This is a genomic window from Streptomyces sp. NPDC005141 (assembly GCF_053599975.1).
Map to the genome: position 1 here is coordinate 14,563 of NZ_JBSFYW010000049.1, position 18,377 is coordinate 32,939.

Here is an 18,377-nt window from a genome sequence, read left to right on the forward strand (position 1 = left end):
ACCTTGCGAGGTGCTGCTGGGGAGGGGAAAAACGCATGAGCACCACCACACGCGACGAGATCATCGCCATCGAGCAGAAGGCGGTGGACCGCGCCTACGACTGCTACCACGAGCGGATGGCCGAACTGACCGGAGGCTCGATCGCCTCGGCTTCTGCCAGCGGCAAGGACGGCGTCGCCAACCGCCTCGATGCCGAGGACAAAGCCGCCGCGTACGGCGGTCTCGGCGACGCCTCTTTGGTCATCAACCGGGTGGACGTGAACGACGGCCCTGGCAGGCAGCCGGATACCTGGTACGTCGGGCGGCGAGCCGTCTCCGACGTCCACACCCGCGACACCGTGGTCGTGCTGTGGACGACCCCGCAGGCCAAGAAGTGGTCCGAGGCACTGCCCGACGCCCCGGGCGAGATCGTCCTGCGGCGGCAACTGCGCTGCACGCGACAACGCGTCGAAGGCTACGCCGACGACATCTGCCTCGTCCTTCCCTCCCTGCAGCAGGCTGTGGACGACGCCGAACAGCAGGTCGCTGCGGCCGGCACGGCCGATGCCGTACCGCAGGCGGGGAAGATCCGGCCGCCGGCTGGCACACCGACCGATGTCGCCCGCCTGCACCGGCAAAAGCCCCAGCCGCCCGACGACTTCCTCCTGCAAGAGCTCCAGCGCTCCCGCAGAGGCAGCATGCGCGACATCGTCGAGACCATCCGCCGCGACCAGATGGCCCTCGTCACCGGCTCCCCCACCGACATCCTCGTCGTGCAGGGAGGGCCGGGCACCGGCAAGTCCGCCGTCGGCCTGCACCGCGTGACGTGGCTCGTCAACAACGAGCACTTCACCGCGCAGGACATCCTCGTCATCGGCCCCCACCAGCAGTTCCTCGACTACGTCAGCCAAGTCCTGCCCACCCTCGGCACCCGCAACATCAACGCCGTGCAGCTGTCCCGCCTGTGGGACGGCGAGATCCTGGGCACCGACACACCCCCGGCACAGCTCCTCAAGTCCGACGAGCGCATGGCGGCCGTCCTGCGCCGCAGTGTCGAGCAGGCGTGCCGTCCCGAGGCGATCGACGACTTCACCACCACCCCCTCCTACAAGGACGCCACCCCGGAATTCACCGTCACCGCCGGCAGCACCACCCTGCGCATCCCGCGCTCCGAGGTCCTCGCCCTCCTGACCGACGTCCGCGCAAGCGACGGCTCCTACCGTCAGCGCCGCGACCGCTTCCGCAGCCTGCTCGTCGACCGCCTGCTGCAGGAACTCGCCGCCGTCGCCCCGCGCCGCGGCCGCGACGCCACAATCCGCCGCGACCTGGAACGCAATCGCCAGGTCGAGCGTCTGATCGAACGCGTCTGGCAGTCCCCCGGCCCCCGGGAGACACTCCGCAGCCTGTACGACTCCCCCGACCTCCTGCATGCCTGCGCCGACGGCATCCTCGAGGACCAGGAGCAGACCGTCCTGCACCGTCCCCGGGCCGACAAAGCCGACGCCGACCCCTGGACCCTCCACGACCACGTCTGCCTCGAGGAACTGCAGTACCTCATCACTGGCGAGACCCCGCAGCGCTATGGGCACATCGTCATCGACGAGGCCCAGGACCTCACGCCCATGCAGGCCCGCTGCCTGCACAGACGCTCCGCGGTGAATGGCTCCATGACCATCCTCGGCGACCTCGCCCAGGCCACCGGCCCCCACGCCTACACCGACTGGGACCGCCTGGGCGCTCTCCTGTCCGACCACGGCGACTGGCGCGTCGCCGAGCTGAGCACCAGCTACCGCGTTCCCGCGGAGATCATGGAGTTCGTCGCGCCCCTGGCCCGCGCGATCGCCCCCGCGCTGCCCTACCCGCGGGCCATCCGCGAGGCCGGCGAGACGGCCGTCCGAACGCTGGCGACCGACCCGTGGAAACTCCTCGACGACACCGTCGGCCACGCCACCCGGCTCCTGGGCAGCACTGACGGCAGCACCCTGCGCTCCGTGGCCGTCATCGTCCCCGACGACTCCGGCTGGCTCGACGAGATCAGTCGCCACCTGGGCCAAGCCGCCGGCATGAGCGACGAACAGCGGGAAGCCGTGTCCGTCCTGGCCGCCGCCCAGGCCAAGGGCATGGAGTACGACCACGTCCTCGTCGTCGAGCCCGCCACCATCGCCGACCGCGGCCCGGCCGGCCTGCGCCAGCTCTACATCGCCCTCACCCGCAGCACGCAGAGCCTGACCGTCCTGCATACCTCCCCGCTCCCGCACGCCCTCACGAACACCGGTGACACCGCCACACCCTCACCCGCACAGACCGCACCCGCCATAGCGGACGGTGAACTCCCCGAGATCGGGACCGACATCCGGGTCCGCGTCCTCGGCCCCGGACCCGGCGGCCGCTACCGGGTCGAAGCCCTCTCCCCCGTCACTGAGGTGCCCCTGGTCCTGGCCGTCCGCCACGGCTCCACTCTCCCGCACACCGGCGATGAACTGGACTGCTGGGTGCTCGCCCACGACACACACCACTGCCTGCTCACCGCGGACCAGCGCGGACGCCAGCCCATCTCCCCCCGGATGGCCGAACGCTATGTGGCCGCCCTCGGCGTTCTAGAGGAACTCACCACCGAAGACTGCACCGTCCCGGACGACGCCCGCGAACGCCTCTCCGAACTCAAGGGCATGGCCAACCGCGTCCTACGCCGCGACCAGGCGGACTGGGTGGACGTACGACGCGTGCTCGGCTCCCCGGACAAGCACCGGTTGAACCTGCTGCGCGACCTCGCGACAACTACCAACCGCGCCCTCAAGGACCACACCCTCGACATCGACCGACTCCAGGCGGACCTGGCCCGCGCCGGTTGGACACAGCCGCTGGCCGAGGCCCGCGAGACGCTGCAACAACGCCTGGCTGACCTGCCCGAGCCGGAAACCGCACCCTCAACGGCTCCGGCCACACCGCAGCCCGCACAGAAGGAAGCCGTACCCATGGCGCCCGTCGCAGACCCGCCCGCCACGCCAGCACCCACCTCCACGGGTCTCCTGGACACCCTGGAGGCCGCGGCCGCTGCCGACCGCAGGTGCAAGAAGCATGAGGCAGTACGCCACGCCCTGATGTCAGACCTGCTGTGGGCAGACCTTCAGCCGACCGACTCCCCGGCAATCGACGTCAGCCGCGTCGCCGAGGACGGTCACTTCCTCTACGAGGTCCTCGGCGCAGGCCACTCCACACACACCGACCTCCGTTCAGGAGCCGCCCGTCTCCTCGAGATCAACCACACCCTTGCCACTCCCGCCGACCGCCTGTACCTGGTCCTGTCTGAACCACCCACCGAGGACTGGTCGACCGACACCCTGCACAACGTCTTCGACGTCCGCGTCTTCTGGCGCACACCGGGCAGCTGGGACGGCCCCGACGCCGGATCTGCCCTCAAAGCATGAACTCAGCCAGGCCGTCGGTCCGTCCGTCGCACAATCAGATCGGGACCTCCGGAAAAGGGAAAGTCGCACGTCAAAGGTCTAAATGCCCTCGCGGCTACATCCCCATCACGAGCGGCCCACCTTCGAGACGCCCCGGCCCCAGGCCCGAACAAGCCATGCCCTGCTGCCCGTGCACCACCGTCAGCCACGCGGCCAGGAGCAACTCGCGATCTGTGACCTGACAGCTCACCCACTCGTACATCACCATCCACGCCCCGGGGGGCATTCATGAGCAACCCTCAGCAGCCCAATCAGCTGCCCTCGGACTACGAGCTCGCGGAATGGCAGGCTATCCAGCAGTTCAAGCAGCGCCCGCTGTCACGAGCGATGAGAAACGCCGGCGAGCAGGTCGCCAACAGCGTCAAGGAAGTCGGCAAGCGTGCCACGAAACAACTGGAGAACTACCCACGGGCCAAATCGGCCGTTTCGCGTGGACAGGAATTCGTTGCCAAGGGCACACACAAAGTCGGCGTCGGGGCTCGCGGAGCCGCCGACGCCCTGCCGGACTGGAGCGGCACAGCCGTTCAGTCCATACGACGGACGTTGGGACGAGTCTCTCGAGCAGGACTCTCCTCCAAGCGCGTGGTGGCACTGCACAAAAAGCGCGGACACGACGTCGCAAGGCTCTCCGACCTGCGCCGCCTCGACCTCGAACAGGTCGACGCGGTCCGCGGGCGGGCAGCGAGCTGGTACTTCCCGGCCGTCGCCGCGCTCTCGGGAGCCAGCGCGGGGCTTGTGATCTCCGGAGGACAGCTCGTCATCGCCGCCTCCGCCGGCGCCGCGGCGGCCCCCACGGGAGGTGCGATCACCGGTGCCTTCGTCGCCGATACCGCGTTCGTCCTCGGACTCGCGTCCCGTGCCGTCGGCCAGGTCTCGCTGTTCTACGGCTACGACCCCGAGGAGCCTGCCGAGAAACTCTTCGTGATGTCTGTCGTCAACGTCGGGACAGCAAGTTCTGCCACCGCCAAGAACGCTGCGATGGCAGACATCTCGCGACTCACCCAGGCACTCTTCCGCGGCAAGACGTGGGAGGTCCTGAACGAAACGGTTGTCGCCAAGGTCTCCTCGCAGTTCGCGAAGGCATTCAGCTTTCGCCTCACCAAGAAGGGACTCGGCAAGGCCGTACCCGCAGTCGGGATCGTCGTTGGAAGCACCCTCAACTGGACCACCCTGGAGGGGATCGTCGACGCCGCCGAGCTGGCATACCGACGGCGGTTCCTCCTGGAGAAGTACCCGCATCTCGCCGACGAGGAGGGCTCAGGATCATTCCCCGATGCCGGCCCGGATGTCCCAGACGACGCCGACGAGGAAATCAGCTTGCTCGGTAAAATAGTTGAGGCGGGCGGACCTGACCTCCACTGACCCGGCGTCCCGGCGTCCCGGCGTCCCGGCGTCCCGGCGTCCCGGCGTCCCGGCGTCCCGGCGTCCCGGCGGAGGATGTCATCACACGGGCCGCCGGGACTTCACCCGAACAACGAGCAGTCACCCGCTCAACACACGCTCCGCGCTGCTCCAGCTGGAAGCCTGACTCAGGCTAGAGCCAATGCCGTTGCCTTACGGCTCTGTGGGGTGGGGTCTTGTGATGAGGATGGCTTGGGTGCCGGTGCGGGTGGGGTGGGGGCAGGCATGGTGTTCAGCGCGTTTGAGCCGGTAGTTGGACATCTTGCGTTTGACGACGCGGGGCTGGCTGCGGAGCCGCCTGGCGGGCAGGAGGCGTTCCAGGAGGTCCTGCTGGAGCATCACCAGTGCTCTGACCAGGAGGTCAGGGGGAAAAGCTGCCCGGCGTGACGGTCACACTGCGCCGGGCGGAGCGCAGGGTTTCGGTGAAGGAGACCCGGTCGGGATCCAGGCCACGGGTGCCGGCCGTTCTCAGCATGAGTTCGCGCAGGGCGTGGTGGACCAGCAGGTGTGCCCAGATCTGCTGACGGACACCGTCGGGGGTTTTGCTGCTGAGGACGACACGTGCGCCGCGCTGTTGGGTTTTGATCTCGGCGAAGACGGACTCGATCTCCCAGCGTTCGCGGTAGAGCGCGGCGAGTTGCCGGGCGGGATACCGGCGGGCGTCCAGCAGGGTGGTGACCAGGCGGTAGTTGTCAGCTGCACCCTCGCTGCCCTGGCCCTTGAGCTGGTAGGCGAGGACCCGCACGGTGACCGGTTCATGCCGGGCAGGGCCGCTGCTTGCCCGGATCCGTGAGAGCCATGACCCGTCCCGGAACTGCTTGATGACCGGCAGAACGCGGTTGGCGGGCACCCGCCACAGCAGATCGGCGCCGGTGGCGGTGAAGGCCTGCCACAACGGGACACCGAGGAACTCGCGGTCGGCCAGGACGAGCTGGCCCGGACCGACCGAACGCGGCAGGCGCCCGACCAGGGTGACTTCCCCGGTGCGGCAGCCGGCGAGTTCCGCGTCCAGCACCGCATGACTGCCCACCTCCACCAAAGCAGCCATTCGCACCTGCGGGAACGCGCTCTTGTCCGGCCCGCGGCCGTTGCCCGGGCGTGCGAAGGCGGCCTCGTTGGCCTCGCTGTCCGCGACGTCCCAGCACGTCCCGTCCACCGCCAGCAGCCGCAAACCCCGCCAGAACGCACCGGGTGTCGCCTCGTTGGCCATCGGCTTGGCGGTGGCGGCGAACAGCACCCGCAGGGGCTCACAGCCCAGCCGCTGCCGGGCCCGGAACAGCGAGGACTTCGCCGGCACATGCCAGTCGCCCAGCAGCCCCTGGCCTCGCAGCCCCTCCACCAGGTGACGCATCACTTCCAGGTACGGAGCCGGAGAGAACAGCGCCAGCCCCAGCACGAAATACACCACCAGCCGGGCGGGAAGCAGTCGCTTGCGTCGCTCCGCGCATTCGCAAGCGGCCACCACACGATCCACCAACCCCGGTGGATACACCCAGGTCAACAACCCCAGACCCGATAACTCAGACACACTCGCAGCCACCCGAACCACCCCCGGGACCCACTGCCAAGCAGCCTACGCCCGCCACCTAAAACAACGGCATTGACCCTAGGCGTGGCCGAGCGCGCGACTGAGTCGGGCGGCTCCTTGGCAAAGACACCGACCTGCTCGTCGCCGCCGCCGCGCTGCACGACGTCGGGTATGCGCCTCGACTGGCTGTGACGGGATTTCACCCGCTGGACGGGGCAAGGTTTCTCCGTGACGAGCACGAGGCCGACGAGCCACTTGTACGGCTCGTCGCGAACCACTCGTTTGCCTTGTTGGAGGCCGAGGAGCGCGGGCTGCATGATGAGCTGGCGTCGGAGTTCCCCTTGCCGGACGACGCACTGCTGGTGGACGCACTCGTGTACTGCGACATGACGACGACGCCCGACGGCGGCCGGACCACTGCGCAGGAGCGTGTCGCGGAGATCATCGGCCGCTACGGTGCGAAGAGCGTGGTTGGGCGGTTCATCCGGCGGGCGGCACCGGAGATTTTCTCCTCGGTCGCGAGGATCGAGGCCGCGCTGGCGGCTCAGCCGAGGTAGGGGTAGGTGCCGGCGAGGTAGTCCCCGATCTGCTGGCGCATGCTTGGGTGGATGTCGTACTGGTTCAGGTCGGTCGGACGAACGAAGCGGACTCCGTCGGCCTCGTCGTTGATGGTGGGTGCACCGCCGACGGGGCGGCCGATGTAGGTGTTCTCGTACTGCTGGCGGATCTCGCCGTCGGTGTAGGCGACGATGTGGTTCGGGTTGGTGTAGACGCCGAGGAAGCCGGTGATCTCCGCGATGATGCCCGTCTCCTCCAGGCACTCGCGGACAGCGCACTGGGCCGCGGTCTCGCCGATGTCCTGGGCACCGCCGGGGAGCGCCCACTGCCCGGTGTCGCGGCGTCGCTGAAGGAGGATGGCGCCGGTCTCGTCGACGACGAGGAGGTTGCTGGCCGGGATGAGGGTGTTCGCCTTTGGGGCACTCGGGTCGTTGAAGTACTCAGTCCTGCCCATGGTCGGTGGTCCTCTCCTGGTGGGATGCCCACGGCCGCGCGGCGGCCCAGACGGCGTCGAAGCTCTGAGCGTAGTTGTCGAACCACCCGGTGCCGTCTGCCCTCTTGAGGTGGAACAGAGGGTTGGCGCTGGCCGGTTGTCCCCAGATGTGAGGGTTGACGAGCAGGTTGTCGTCGTAGCGGAACATGGAGGTGTAGAGCGTGGTGTCGTGGAGCCGTACGGCGCACCCGGCCTCGCCCAGCAGCGGGCGGTAGTACGTCAGCGAAGCGCGGATTTTGGCAGCGAGGGTGTCGCCGATTCCCTCCTCGCGGCCTCGGATGGAGACTGCCTGCCCGTACGGGTCGCCGAAGCACAGGCGCACTCGCACTCCGTCGGCGGCGCGTTCGGAGAGCATCTTGGCGACGTGGGGGTTGGATTGAGCGAAGAACGTGCCGGAGAAGACGAGGACGCTGATCTCGTGCCGGGCCTCTAGCAACAGCGCCAGCCAGACGTCCCGGGGCACGCTGGCCCGGTTCTGGTAGGTGCCGACCAGCTCGGTGCCTAACCCGTCCCGCGGTCGGCCGGGGCGTTTGAGCGGCTCGGGCCAAAGGAAGGTCTCTTCCACGCGCAGGTGTCGCGCAACGCGGAAGCGGTGCCGGGCATGGGGAATCCGCCCGCCCAGCCACCGGCTTACCGTTTTGGGATCCACCTCGCAGACCTCGGCAAGAGACTCGGGCGAGACGCCACGCTGGCCGAGCACAGTGCGCAGTCGGTCGTTCACAGCAGCCATCGAATCGGTGCAGCACATGATCACGCAAGGACGTTTTGGGACGTAGTCGCTGATGCGCAACCCCGCCCCCTGCCTAATCTGGCGCCATGGAGCTCATCGTCCTGTGGGACATCGACCACACCCTCATCGAGAACTCGGGGGTGAGCAAGGAGATCTACGCCGCTGCCTTCTCGGCGCTCTCGGGACGGGAGCCTACGGCGCCGGCGCGTACCGAGGGGCGTACGGATCGGCTGATCATGCGCGACATGTTCGTGCGCGACGGGCTGCCCGTACCTGACTGGCGCTCCATCGAGACCGCGCTCGCCCAGGCGGGGGAAGCGCGCCTGGATGATCTGCGCAGGCGTGGGACTGCCTTGCCCGGTGTCCATGAGACGCTGAAGGCCGCCTTCGCCCAGAGCGGTTGGGTTTCCTCCGTCCTGACCGGCAATATCGCCGCCAACGCCCGTGTGAAACTGTCAGCGTTCGGCCTCGACTCGCTGCTGGACCTGCCGGTGGGCGCCTACGGAGCGGACGCTGAGCTCCGTCCTCAACTGGTCGCTGTCGCCCGCGAGCGCGCGCAGCGGCTTCGCGGCGTTCCGGCTGGCGTCCCCACCGTCCTGGTGGGTGACACCCCTCGCGACGTGGAAGCGGCCCTGACCACGGGCTCCGGGATCGTCGCCGTCGCCTCCGGCATCCACAGGCCGGAGGAACTGACCGCCGCCGGCGCTGCCGAAGTCCTGCCCGACCTGTCGGACACGAAGCGCGTTCTGGGCATCCTGGAGTCCTTCGCAGGCCACTGAAAACGTCCCAGGACGTCCTCGGATCGTCCCTGAACGCGGTGTCGAGGTCCCCGGGCAGAAAGCCATTATCAGGGCTCCCAACAGGCAGTCAGCCGAAGGAGCCGATGTGATCGGGGAAGTCACCGGGATCAGAAAGATTCGAATGCTGTACCTGCAGCTGCTCTACCGCTGCAACTTCACGTGCCTGCACTGCTTCCACGGCAAGCGGCTCCAGTACGCCGACGCCTTCACCGCCGAGGAAGCCGTCAGCCTTCTCGCCCTGATGCGGGACGAGTACGGCACGGAGGCCGTAACCCTGCTCGGCGGAGAGCCGTTCGTCTACCGGGACCTCGCACAGGTCGTCCGCCATGCGAAGGAGGAACTGGGCCAGCGCGTCGAGATCTGCACCAACGGGTACCGGATCGAACGCCGACTGACCGAGATCGCTCCGCACCTGGACCTGCTCAGGGTCTCGCTGGAGGGCGTCGGATCGACCAACGACGGCATCCGCAGGCAGGGCAGTTACCTCAGCGCCCTCAACTCGCTCAGTCTGGCGCGGGACCTCGGCGTTCCGACGGGCGCGACGATGACCGTCACTTCGCGGAACATCGACGAGGTCCTCCCCCTCGCCAGCGTCCTGGCGCAGCTCGGGGTCCGGCAACTCAAGCTCCACCACCTGCGGGCGGTCGGCAACGCCGCCGACCACCCCGAACTGCTGGTCACCGCCCCCTCCGCCTACGGCCGGCTCCGCGAAGAGCTCGCTTCGGCCGACCTGCCCCTGGAGGTGATCGTCGACGAGGATCTCTCCGAGCACGGCGCCCCGCAGGTCTGCGCACCGGACGACGGGCCTCGCGAGATCGACCGCATCGAGGCGGACCCACGCGGCGCGCTGACCATGTTCTGCAAGGCCGTGGGCAAGGACTCGCACGCCTTCTGGTACGAGAAGGCGGCGGGGCACATCGTCCATAAACCCTCGGCCGCCGACGAGCTCGCCCTCGCGGTGCCGGACGTGGTGTACGCCCGTGCCTGATCGTCCGCGTTTCGAGAGCCTGGAGGGCCTACGGGGCACCGGTAAGTCCACCCTGGCGCTGATGCTCGCCGCCGCCCGCCAAGCTGTCCTCGTCCCCACCGTCCCGGCCCCCTATCAGCCGCTCAGACACGCGGTGGACGAGCGGACGAATGTCGAGGCGCGGATGTGCCTCTACCTCTCCGCGCTGTTCACCGCGGCCGAGGAGATTCAGCGCCACCTCGACGCCGGCGTCCCGGTCGTCGTCGAGAGCTACTTCGCCCGGTGCCTCGCCAACCACTGGGCCCTGGGCGCCCGGCTCGGCGTCACCCTGCCGAGCTGGTTGCCGACACCCGTCACCTACCACCTCGTCTGCGCCGACGACGAACGACAGCGCCGCCTCGCCGGTCGGAACAAGCCGACATCGCGGTGGGACGTACTGATCGAGTCCGTCACGGAACGGGTGACGGACGCCTACGCCTCGTTCCCGACGCATCGCATCGACACCACGGGGCGCAGCCCCGACGAGGTCCTCCGCGTGATCACAGACACCGATACGCAAGGAGCGCACTCCCATGCAGACACAGAGCCTGTGGGAGCACACCCTCACCTTCTTCCCCCAGTTCCTCGCCGCCCTGCGGGAACGCGTCGCCCCTGACGCCACCGTCGCGGTCATCGGCGCGAGTGACGGCAAATTCGTCTTGCCCCTCGCCGCTGCCGGTTACCACGTCGTCGCCATCGAACGCGACGCTGTCGCCCTCCACGGAGGCGAGGTCCACCTCCCGGGTGGCCAGGCACACGCATTGGGGCTACTCGATCGGCTGAAGCTCGAAGAACTCCACGACCGCGTACAGGTCGTTGAGGACGACTTCCTCGATGGCGAACCCCTGGGCCTGCAGTGCGAGGCTGTCTGGACGAGCTGCTCATGGCACTACAGTGCCAACCACCATCGCCCGCTCGCCGAGTTCGTCGACCGCATGCAGCGTCTGGTCCGCCCGGGTGGTGTATTCGGCGCGGAGTTCATGATGCCCGTCGAAAGACGCCATCACATGATCGAGCACTACACCTCCCCAGAGCGCCTGCGCCATCACTTCCTCGGCGGCTGGGAGGTCCTGCTCACCCTGCGCACGAACGAGTTCACCGAGCGACCCCACGTCGGCCAGCTGCACGACCACACGCACCGCATGGGCCTGCTCATGGCAGCCCGAACGTCCACCCTCACCGACCACTTCTGAGAGAAGGACCCGTGAAGCACGAGTACGAGGCGAAGTTCCTGGCCGTCGACGCCGCCGACCTCCAAGCCAAGCTGACCGCCCTCGGCGCTGTCCAGGCGCTCCCCCGCACGCTCCTCACCCGCAAGATCTTCGAGAACGACTCCCTCGACGGCGGGGCCTGGCTCCGCCTGCGCGACGAGGGCACCCGCTCGACGCTCACGTTCAAGCAGGTCACCGACGCCACGACGATCGACGGCACCAAGGAGATCGAGACCGAGGTCACCGACCTGCATGCCATGGCCGACATCCTCCGTCGGGTCGGCCTCGCCGAGGTCCGGTATCAGGAGAACTACCGCGAGGAGTGGCGCCTGGGCGAGGTCGCCTTCGACTTCGACACCTGGCCCGACCTCCCCACCTTTCTGGAGATCGAAGGGCCCGACGAGGCATCGGTCCGGGAGGCCGCCGCGCTCCTGGACCTCGACTACTCCGAGGCCCGGTTCGGCAGCGTCGACGAGATCTACAAGAGCGAGGCCGGCCGCGACATCCTTGCCGAACCCACCCTCCTGTTCTCCGGCGCCGAGAAGCAGGAGGACGCTTCCCCGACGGCCCAGGGCCGCTGATCACGGAGGTGCAGGAGCAATGCTGACGGAAGTCGCCTTACAGCACAGGGTGATCCCCGGAATCGCCGAGTTCGCCCGCGGAGGACTGCCCGCACCGGCGGCCACCGACGACGGCAACGAATGGGTCGACGGGTTCTGCTGGCTCTACTGTGGGCAGCGGTGGACGCGCGTCCTGTGGATCGGCCCCGCCAGGGTCGCCGGCGCCCAGGCGCCGATGTATGCGTGCGGCCCCTGCATCCGCGTGCTTCAAGAGCGGGTCTGGCAGTCCCTCTTCAGTATGGACCGCCCGGACCGCTCCGCCCAGCGGAGCGAAGCCGCCGCGATGGGACGGCCGACCTCCGGCAGGAGGACCGGCAAGCACCGGGGCCAGAGCAGGTTCCTCCGCCGAGGTTAAGCCCCGCCCTAGTCACGCAGTGTGCCCGCCGTCCCCCGCGGCGTGAGCCCCGTGGCCAGGGCGGGCCTTGGCCGTGCGCACCGTGCCGGCGTCCGCCGCCGACCACCGCCCGCACCGGTCTGGCGTGGAGATCAGCCGGGTCCAGTACGACTCCCCGGGATGGGACGACCGCTCCAACCGCCTTGGCTGCAACGGCCATCCATGCCGCGAGTGCACGAAGCTGACGCAACCACGGCCCAGGCACCGTTGCGGCAGTTGGCCACTGCATCACGCCCGCCAGGCCCCGCCACCCCACCAGACGTCCGGCCGCCACCCGAAAGTGAGTAACAACCCCGCGCCCGACCAGTCGCTCCTGCTCCGGACAGCAAAAAAAGACCCCGTCCCGCAGAACACGGGACAGGGTCTTCACAGAGCGCCGGGCAGGCCTTGCACCTGCATCTCCCCACAGGAAGCGGGACGTCTTTCCTTGGACCACCAACGCATCACCAACCGGGGCAACTTCCGCCGATCAGCTCAAGATCAATACTACCAGGGCACGGCACACCCGGCCTCGCCAACCGGCTCCGCCTATGCCTACCCTGCATGAACCGCGAGACTCAGGACACGCCCTGAGCAGCCGCGCGCATCTCAGCGTGCCCTGTCGGCCACCATGTCCCTCCCTCCCGTCCCCCGCCGCACCGGCCGTTCGCCCCATCTGCAACACCCGATCCGCGCGGCACTCAACTACCCACTGGAGAGGCCGTGTTGCAGGCGGGCTCTTCGGCAAACGAGCCACGCCCCAGTGACCTGGTCCGTAGGCTTTGCGACGGAATCACTGGAATCTTCCTGCATGGGCTGAGACACCGTGGACACTGCGACTCTGCTGCTGCTCGGCGCCGCGGGCGGAGCTGTACGCGGGATCATGCACGCCTACGACTGCATGACCGAATGGCTCAACAGGCGTCAGCAGTACCGGCTTGCTCCCGAGCCGGGTGCTGAAGGGCCGCCCGCGTTCGGCGCGTTCTACGACATCGGGGGCGAGTCGATCGCCGCTGTGGTGCACACCGTCCTGGGAGCCCTGGTAGCCGGACTACTGGGGGCGTCGGGACAGGTCAGTGGCGGCTTCGCGATCTTCGCCGCCGGAGCCTCCGCGCCCCTGGTCCTCGTCCAGCTCAAAAGCTCCCGTCTGGCCGAGGCGATTCTCGGGGAAGGCGCTGCTCCCGCAGCCGCGAGCGTCACGCAGACGGCCGACGCAGCAGGCAACGGTCCGGGACAGGTCCTGCACAGCACCCGGGATACCCCACCGGCGCAGCGCACCGCCGCCAGCACACTGCTACCGCCTGCGGCGGACAGCCCGCCCTCATCACGTCCTTCCCCGCAGCCGGGCAGGGCACGCAGGCCGGCCGCGGACCAGGACGGCACCGGATGAGCCGGCCCAGCCTGCTGCGACGGGCCGCCGCAGCCGCCCTCGGCACCACCGCGCATCCCACCCGGACCACCACACTGACCCCCGCCCTTGAGCTCCGCCTCGCGCGCCGGGCCGCGGCCGCCGTCATCGGCATCCGCTCCTACCGGCTGGCCGGGCGAGTGGAAGCAGCCGGCCCGTCCCACCCAGCCGGCAACTCCCCCAGGCAGCCGAGGGTCTGGGAAGTCCGCCGCCCGACCGACAGCACCTCACGCCGGTCCATCCTCACGGCACCACCACCGCAGGCCGAGAAGAGCACAGCCACCGTCCCTGGGCCCACGCACCACGACAGTCCCCGACCAGACCCATCGGACTGGCTCACCATCGTCCTCGATCACGCGTCACCCGTCGTGATCGGTACGAGCGACACCCCTGCGCAGCAGCACCGGCCGCGTCACACTCTCGCGCTGGCCGCGATGGCCGCCGTCCTCGCCATCGCCTTCACCGCATTCGGCTACCAGCTCCGCCCCTTGGTCCACCGGCAGACCCCCTCACACTCCGTGGGCAGCAATACGCCCTCCCCCACTCCCGTCGTGAACGGAGACGTGCCAGAGGGCTACCTCGGCAGCTGGACCACCACCATCACCAACACCACCGGCGAAAACACCAGATCACTCGTCATCAAACAGGGCAACATCGGCGACGACGTACTGATCCTCGTCGCCGACGGCCCCACTAGCAACGACACCTACCACTGCGTGTTCACGGCCCCCCTGGCCGCCGTGCCGAGCGGGGGCAGCCGACTGGAACTCGGCCCGAGCACCGTCACCTCCGGTATTCCTGCAGCCTCCTGCACGCCGGGTGGTACCTCGACCCTCAGCCTCAAGAGCGGCAACAGCCTGCGCCGCACCACCGACAGCGGAGAAGCCCTCACCTACACCCGTACCCGATAGCCCGCACCGCCCCGCAGGCACCCAGGTGGCCTACTTGGGTGTGTTGGCCTATCGGTCCCTGAGCACGCAGGACAGAATCCAAGAGAAGAGAAGCCGAGTCGTGGACTTCGCTCCCACCGGATGTGCGGGTGGGTGTCAGCGCTTCAGCCCCATTTGATCCGCTCCCTGGGAAAGTTTTCGGCGCCGTGGATACCAGGGTGGTTCCGTGGCACACCGAGGAGCTGTATCCGCAGGTCAGGCATGCGCTCGAGCCCCGCCAGATCGGCTTCCCAGCCGATCCCCGTGACACCGAGCGTGAGCCGGCGCAGGGCCGGGAACGCGGTCGGCAGACGCGTCAGGTCGATGTCATCGAGCCCGTGATCCGCGTGAAGCATGAGACCGAGGTGGTTCACTCCGCCGTGGCCGAGGCCTGAGGGCATGGTGAATTGCCGCGCCGAACACGAGACGGACAACTGCGTGAGGGCCGGCAGGTCGCCGAGCGAGTCGATCCCCTCCACCGCGGAGCCGGTGAGCCAGACCTGGGCCAGGCTCGTCCACTCGGCAACATGCGCCGGCCAGTCGAGGGGCATGGACGTGAGCGCCAGATCCCTCACCTCGGGCAGCGCGGGCAGGGTGAACCGGAACGCTTCGTAGTGCCGATGGGGCATGAGAATCATGGAGGCAATGAACAGCGGGTCACTCGTGGTCGGCGCGATTCCGAGAAGAAGGCTGGTCAGCCCATGTGCCTCACGGAGAAGGTCAAAGGATTCGGTGTCCTTGAGAGCGGTGGGCGTCCAGTTCAGCAAGCTGGTCCGGTGCCTGTTGGCGAAGGAGACGACCTCTGCGAGAGGCATAGCCTTTCGCACCGTCAGGCCCTCGACCGAGCCCAGAACGTGCGCCTGGCCGAGCTGCTCGGCCGAGTCGGCCCACAGCCGGGAGACATCCAAACCGGCGAGTACGGCATCGGCGTATTCCCGACCCGGGCAGTTCTCCCATATGCCGACGAGTACCGAGGCGAGCTTCTTCCGCTGCTCGAACGGCATCTGGGAAAGGAAGCCGAGAGCCTCGGAGCCTCCCAGCCTGCCAGCCAACTGGGCGGCGCTGCGGCAGAGGTCCATGTCCTGCCAGTCGAAGTCACGCTGCAGAGCGGAGAGCAGGTCGGGCCCGACCGAGGCGTACTGGTCGGTCTCGTGCGAGAGACCGTCGTCCTGCGACCCGGTGGGTTGTGCAAGGGCCTTCTCCGGCCCCGAGGCGAGTGCCTTGCTCTCTTCGTTCGCCGCGAGCCGGAACGTTTTGGCGACCCCCGCGATCAGGGACCCGCGGTCCTCCTCCTCCATCTGCACCGCGTAGGGAATGCACGATGCCGCAGCCAGGCGCATGCGCGCGCGCTGCTTCCCGTTGGTCACCAGGCGGGCCTTGCGCCGCATCTGGGCGACGAACTCACGGGTGTCGGCAAGATTGCACTGGCTCATGGCGAAGCGCAGGACGTCGTCCCACATCTCCTCCCCGGCGTGGCCGGCGAGTTGCCCGAAGGAGCGCTGGGCGACCAGATCTGTCGCCGCGAGGTAGTCCTGGAAGGTGCGATGGCTGAAGCGCAGGGTGTCCTCGGCCGGGGCGACGAGAAGCCCGCTCCGCTCGTGCAGGGCCTTGCGGATCTCACTGGGGGTGTGGGCGCCGGGCTCCCGCCCCAGACTGGGCAGCCGGCTCTGCACCTTCTCGTCGAAACGCGTCAGGGTGATCTCCCGTTCGCCTTCTGCCGTCAGGTATCCGGCGATCCAGGAGAGAACGGCCCGGCGTTGATCGATGTCCAGGCCAGGGAGCGGCTCGGGCACCTCACGGTCCGCGTCGCGCAGCCCGAGCATCATGTCGACGGTCCGCGCGTACAGCTCCTGTCGGAACCGCGGGAGCCGGGTGCCGTGCACCTCGTGGAGCTTGCACAGTACCGCGCAGAGCAGTGGGGTCGCGGCGAGCGCGGAGAGATCCGATGATGCGTTGATGTGGCGGGTCAGAGAAATTTCGTAGGCGGAGAGGCGGTCGATCCGCCGGTCACGCTCCTCATCACCGAGCCGTGACGAGTGCACCCCGAGGATCGCCGCCTGGTGCCACTTGTGGATGAGCTCCGCCCGCTGGTCGGCGTCGAGTTCAACGAGTTTGAGCTCCACGAAACCGAGCCTGGCAGGCGGGGACCAATGCTGCAGCGCCTCCGGGCGCCCCGTGACGATGACCTGCAGGGCAGGGAACTCCCGCAGAAGATCGCTGATCCAGCGCAGCACGCCGTCCCGGTCGCCCTCCAGCACCTCGTCGAGGCCATCGACGAGCAGGAGCGCCCGCTCTTGCTCAAGCATCCGGCGAATCCACCCGTCGGGCGGGGCGAAGTCACTCGCCATCCCGCTGAACTCGAGGAACTGTCCAATCCGCGGCGGAACTCCGTCCCGTCCCTCGATCCGTTTCCATCTCGGCGCGTACATGTCGCGCAGGCGTAGCAGGAAGGGAATCTGGTCGTTGAACGGTTCGAGTTCGCCCTTGCACGAACCTCGCGCCATGGAGACGGCAAGCCACTCGAGCAGGGTGGACTTCCCCGCCCCCGGGCTGCCCCGCAGCAGGAGCCGCGTGTTCTTCGCGATGAGGGGCTCAACAGGTCTGGTCTGCTCCGCCGTCGACGACAGGCGCCGCGAAGGAACGCCCGCACGCAGACTCACGTACGCGTGGTCGATGCTGATGTCGTCCGCGAGATGGCCTTGGAGCCCGAGCCCGAACAGCTCGATGTGCCCGTAGCGGCGGATCGTCTCGCTGCGGTACGTGTCCAGGAACGCGGCGTCGCGAGCGTCCGACTCGGTAACCGGCGGTGAAGGCCGGACGCGGAACAGGGCGTCAGCAAGCGGCAACCCCTCGAACAGTGCACTGATAGGACTCGCCTCGAGCCGGGAGTGGTTCCATCCCGTCGAGTCGCGCACGACGACACCGATCAGCCACCGGCCCGCATGGAACACCGGTGCACCCGACATGCCGCTCCACGGTTCCGGACCCGCCGGCGGGTGTCCGTCGAGTTCGAGGGAGAGGTAGCCGTGGTTGTCCGCGCTGTTGGGTGCCACGCGAAACGCGGCCTCGAGCGGGGCGACGCCGGCAGTCACCCGGGTCATCACCGCGGGCAGCCCCAGTGCCGAGCAGTCACCGAAGTGCGAGTCGGATCCCAGCTCGCGCAACGCCACGTTCGCCAGCTCCCCCGGCGCGGCCAGGTCCTCGGCCGTGAGGAGTACGGCGATGTCCTTCTCGATCCGTACAACCTCGGCAGTGGTCGCGCGCAGGGTATGCAGTCGGCAGACACGCAGATCCTCAGCCGGGACGCCTTCGACCACATGGCCCGCCGTCACGACGACGCGGCTGTTGAGGAGGTACCCGCTGCCGCGCACTTGGTCGTCGCTTGTAGTGAGAGCGACCAAGTAGAGGCGGCTGGGGTGGCGGACGGCAGCGCTCATCGGACGATGCGGTGGCCGGACTCGGTGTTACGGATCTCGGGGCTCTCGCCGGTGGCGGCCGATACGGGAGTGAGGTTGAGCGTCACGCGATGGGTGTGCGCCATGGACCGCTTGCGCTCCGCGTCGGCCGTGACGACCCACGCCTTGATCCCGCCCTTGGCAGTCCGGTCGCGGGTCAGCGCAACAGTGAACTCCAACTGGATCGGGCCCATTTGGAAGCGAAGGTCCGAGTCAGGGTCGGATGCGGCCGCCTCGGTGATCTGTGCACGAAGTGCCCGCACGGCAGACACCAGTTCGACGGATGCCTCAGCAGGACCGTCGTCCGGCTTGCCGCGAGAGAACCACATCTTCTTCAACTCCTGGCACAGCCGCAGTATTTGGGCCACATCATGATGAACCCCGCGACGTGGGCGAGCAAGACCGTCTTCGCAGCGCCG

At 68.4% G+C, this 18,377-nt stretch carries 15 protein-coding genes and 2 pseudogenes; 12 read left to right on the top strand and 5 right to left on the bottom strand.

Translation table 11 applies throughout. The features are described from left to right. Positions 1-35 precede the first annotated feature (35 nt). Together ACWD68_RS30495 and ACWD68_RS30500 are read left to right on the top strand one after the other, a co-directional pair. Positions 36-3,407: an ATP-dependent DNA helicase gene (locus ACWD68_RS30495; protein ID WP_451809677.1), complete on the top strand. Its 3,372-nt coding sequence runs from the start codon at positions 36-38 to the stop codon at positions 3,405-3,407. A gap of 267 nt (positions 3,408-3,674) precedes the next feature. Continuing rightward, positions 3,675-4,808, top strand: a complete 1,134-nt coding sequence (locus ACWD68_RS30500) for an EcsC family protein (RefSeq protein ID WP_451809678.1) — start codon at positions 3,675-3,677, stop codon at positions 4,806-4,808. A 400-nt stretch (positions 4,809-5,208) separates the two neighbouring features. Here ACWD68_RS30500 and ACWD68_RS30505 read toward each other — a convergent pair whose 3' ends face one another. After that, positions 5,209-6,396 carry an IS4 family transposase gene (locus tag ACWD68_RS30505; protein ID WP_451809679.1) on the bottom strand — a complete coding sequence of 396 codons (1,188 nt, stop codon included), beginning with the start codon at positions 6,394-6,396 and terminating at the stop codon, positions 5,209-5,211. 51 nt (positions 6,397-6,447) lie between these two features. Between ACWD68_RS30505 and ACWD68_RS30510 the strand changes: the two are divergent. After that, positions 6,448-6,932 (top strand): annotated as a pseudogene (locus ACWD68_RS30510) (HD domain-containing protein). On the opposite strand, the gene ACWD68_RS30515 reads toward ACWD68_RS30510, so the two are convergent. Both ACWD68_RS30515 and ACWD68_RS30520 read right to left on the bottom strand, forming a co-directional pair. Further along, positions 6,920-7,387, bottom strand: a complete 468-nt coding sequence (locus ACWD68_RS30515; RefSeq protein ID WP_451809680.1) for an NUDIX hydrolase — start codon at positions 7,385-7,387, stop codon at positions 6,920-6,922. The pseudogene ACWD68_RS30510 and the gene ACWD68_RS30515 sit on opposite strands and share 13 nt — an antisense overlap. Further along, entirely contained in the window at positions 7,374-8,147 is a 774-nt protein-coding gene (locus tag ACWD68_RS30520) for an XRE family transcriptional regulator (RefSeq protein ID WP_451809681.1), read from the bottom strand. Before ACWD68_RS30520 ends, ACWD68_RS30515 begins: the two co-directional genes overlap by 14 nt. A 95-nt stretch (positions 8,148-8,242) precedes the next feature. On the opposite strand from ACWD68_RS30520, the gene ACWD68_RS30525 reads away from it, so the two are divergent. The 9 genes and pseudogenes from ACWD68_RS30525 (at position 8,243) to ACWD68_RS30565 (ending at position 14,485) form a co-directional block, all read left to right on the top strand. Then, positions 8,243-8,935, top strand: coding sequence for an HAD family hydrolase (locus ACWD68_RS30525; protein ID WP_451809682.1), 693 nt, complete (start codon positions 8,243-8,245; stop codon positions 8,933-8,935). A gap of 106 nt (positions 8,936-9,041) precedes the next feature. After that, positions 9,042-9,944 (top strand): radical SAM protein, encoded by a 903-nt coding sequence (locus tag ACWD68_RS30530; RefSeq protein WP_451809683.1) that lies wholly within the window; start codon positions 9,042-9,044, stop codon positions 9,942-9,944. Continuing rightward, positions 9,937-10,578 (top strand): AAA family ATPase, encoded by a 642-nt coding sequence (locus ACWD68_RS30535; protein ID WP_451809684.1) that lies wholly within the window; start codon positions 9,937-9,939, stop codon positions 10,576-10,578. The genes ACWD68_RS30530 and ACWD68_RS30535 overlap by 8 nt, the downstream gene beginning before the upstream one ends. After that, positions 10,496-11,155 (top strand): class I SAM-dependent methyltransferase, encoded by a 660-nt coding sequence (locus ACWD68_RS30540; protein WP_451809685.1) that lies wholly within the window; start codon positions 10,496-10,498, stop codon positions 11,153-11,155. The genes ACWD68_RS30535 and ACWD68_RS30540 overlap by 83 nt, the downstream gene beginning before the upstream one ends. 11 nt (positions 11,156-11,166) lie before the next feature. Beyond that, complete coding sequence (locus tag ACWD68_RS30545) at positions 11,167-11,754, top strand: class IV adenylate cyclase (RefSeq protein ID WP_451809686.1); 588 nt, start codon at positions 11,167-11,169, stop codon at positions 11,752-11,754. A gap of 19 nt (positions 11,755-11,773) precedes the next feature. Further along, positions 11,774-12,148 carry a hypothetical protein gene (locus ACWD68_RS30550; RefSeq protein WP_451809687.1) on the top strand — a complete coding sequence of 125 codons (375 nt, stop codon included), beginning with the start codon at positions 11,774-11,776 and terminating at the stop codon, positions 12,146-12,148. A 73-nt stretch (positions 12,149-12,221) separates the two neighbouring features. Then, positions 12,222-12,329 (top strand): annotated as a pseudogene (locus ACWD68_RS30555) (lamin tail domain-containing protein); the annotation flags it as partial. A gap of 663 nt (positions 12,330-12,992) precedes the next feature. Further along, a complete protein-coding gene (locus ACWD68_RS30560) occupies positions 12,993-13,556 on the top strand; it encodes a hypothetical protein (protein WP_451809688.1) in 564 nt (187 codons plus the stop codon). Then, the gene (locus ACWD68_RS30565; RefSeq protein ID WP_451809689.1) at positions 13,553-14,485 is read left to right on the top strand and encodes a hypothetical protein; all 933 of its coding nucleotides are present in this window, start codon (positions 13,553-13,555) and stop codon (positions 14,483-14,485) included. Before ACWD68_RS30560 ends, ACWD68_RS30565 begins: the two co-directional genes overlap by 4 nt. Positions 14,486-14,628: 143 nt before the next feature. Here ACWD68_RS30565 and ACWD68_RS30570 read toward each other — a convergent pair whose 3' ends face one another. Together ACWD68_RS30570 and ACWD68_RS30575 are read right to left on the bottom strand one after the other, a co-directional pair. Beyond that, positions 14,629-17,940 carry an NACHT domain-containing protein gene (locus tag ACWD68_RS30570; protein ID WP_451809690.1) on the bottom strand — a complete coding sequence of 1,104 codons (3,312 nt, stop codon included), beginning with the start codon at positions 17,938-17,940 and terminating at the stop codon, positions 14,629-14,631. Then, positions 17,937-18,326: a trypco2 family protein gene (locus ACWD68_RS30575; RefSeq protein ID WP_451809691.1), complete on the bottom strand. Its 390-nt coding sequence runs from the start codon at positions 18,324-18,326 to the stop codon at positions 17,937-17,939. Before ACWD68_RS30575 ends, ACWD68_RS30570 begins: the two co-directional genes overlap by 4 nt. Positions 18,327-18,377 lie beyond the last annotated feature (51 nt).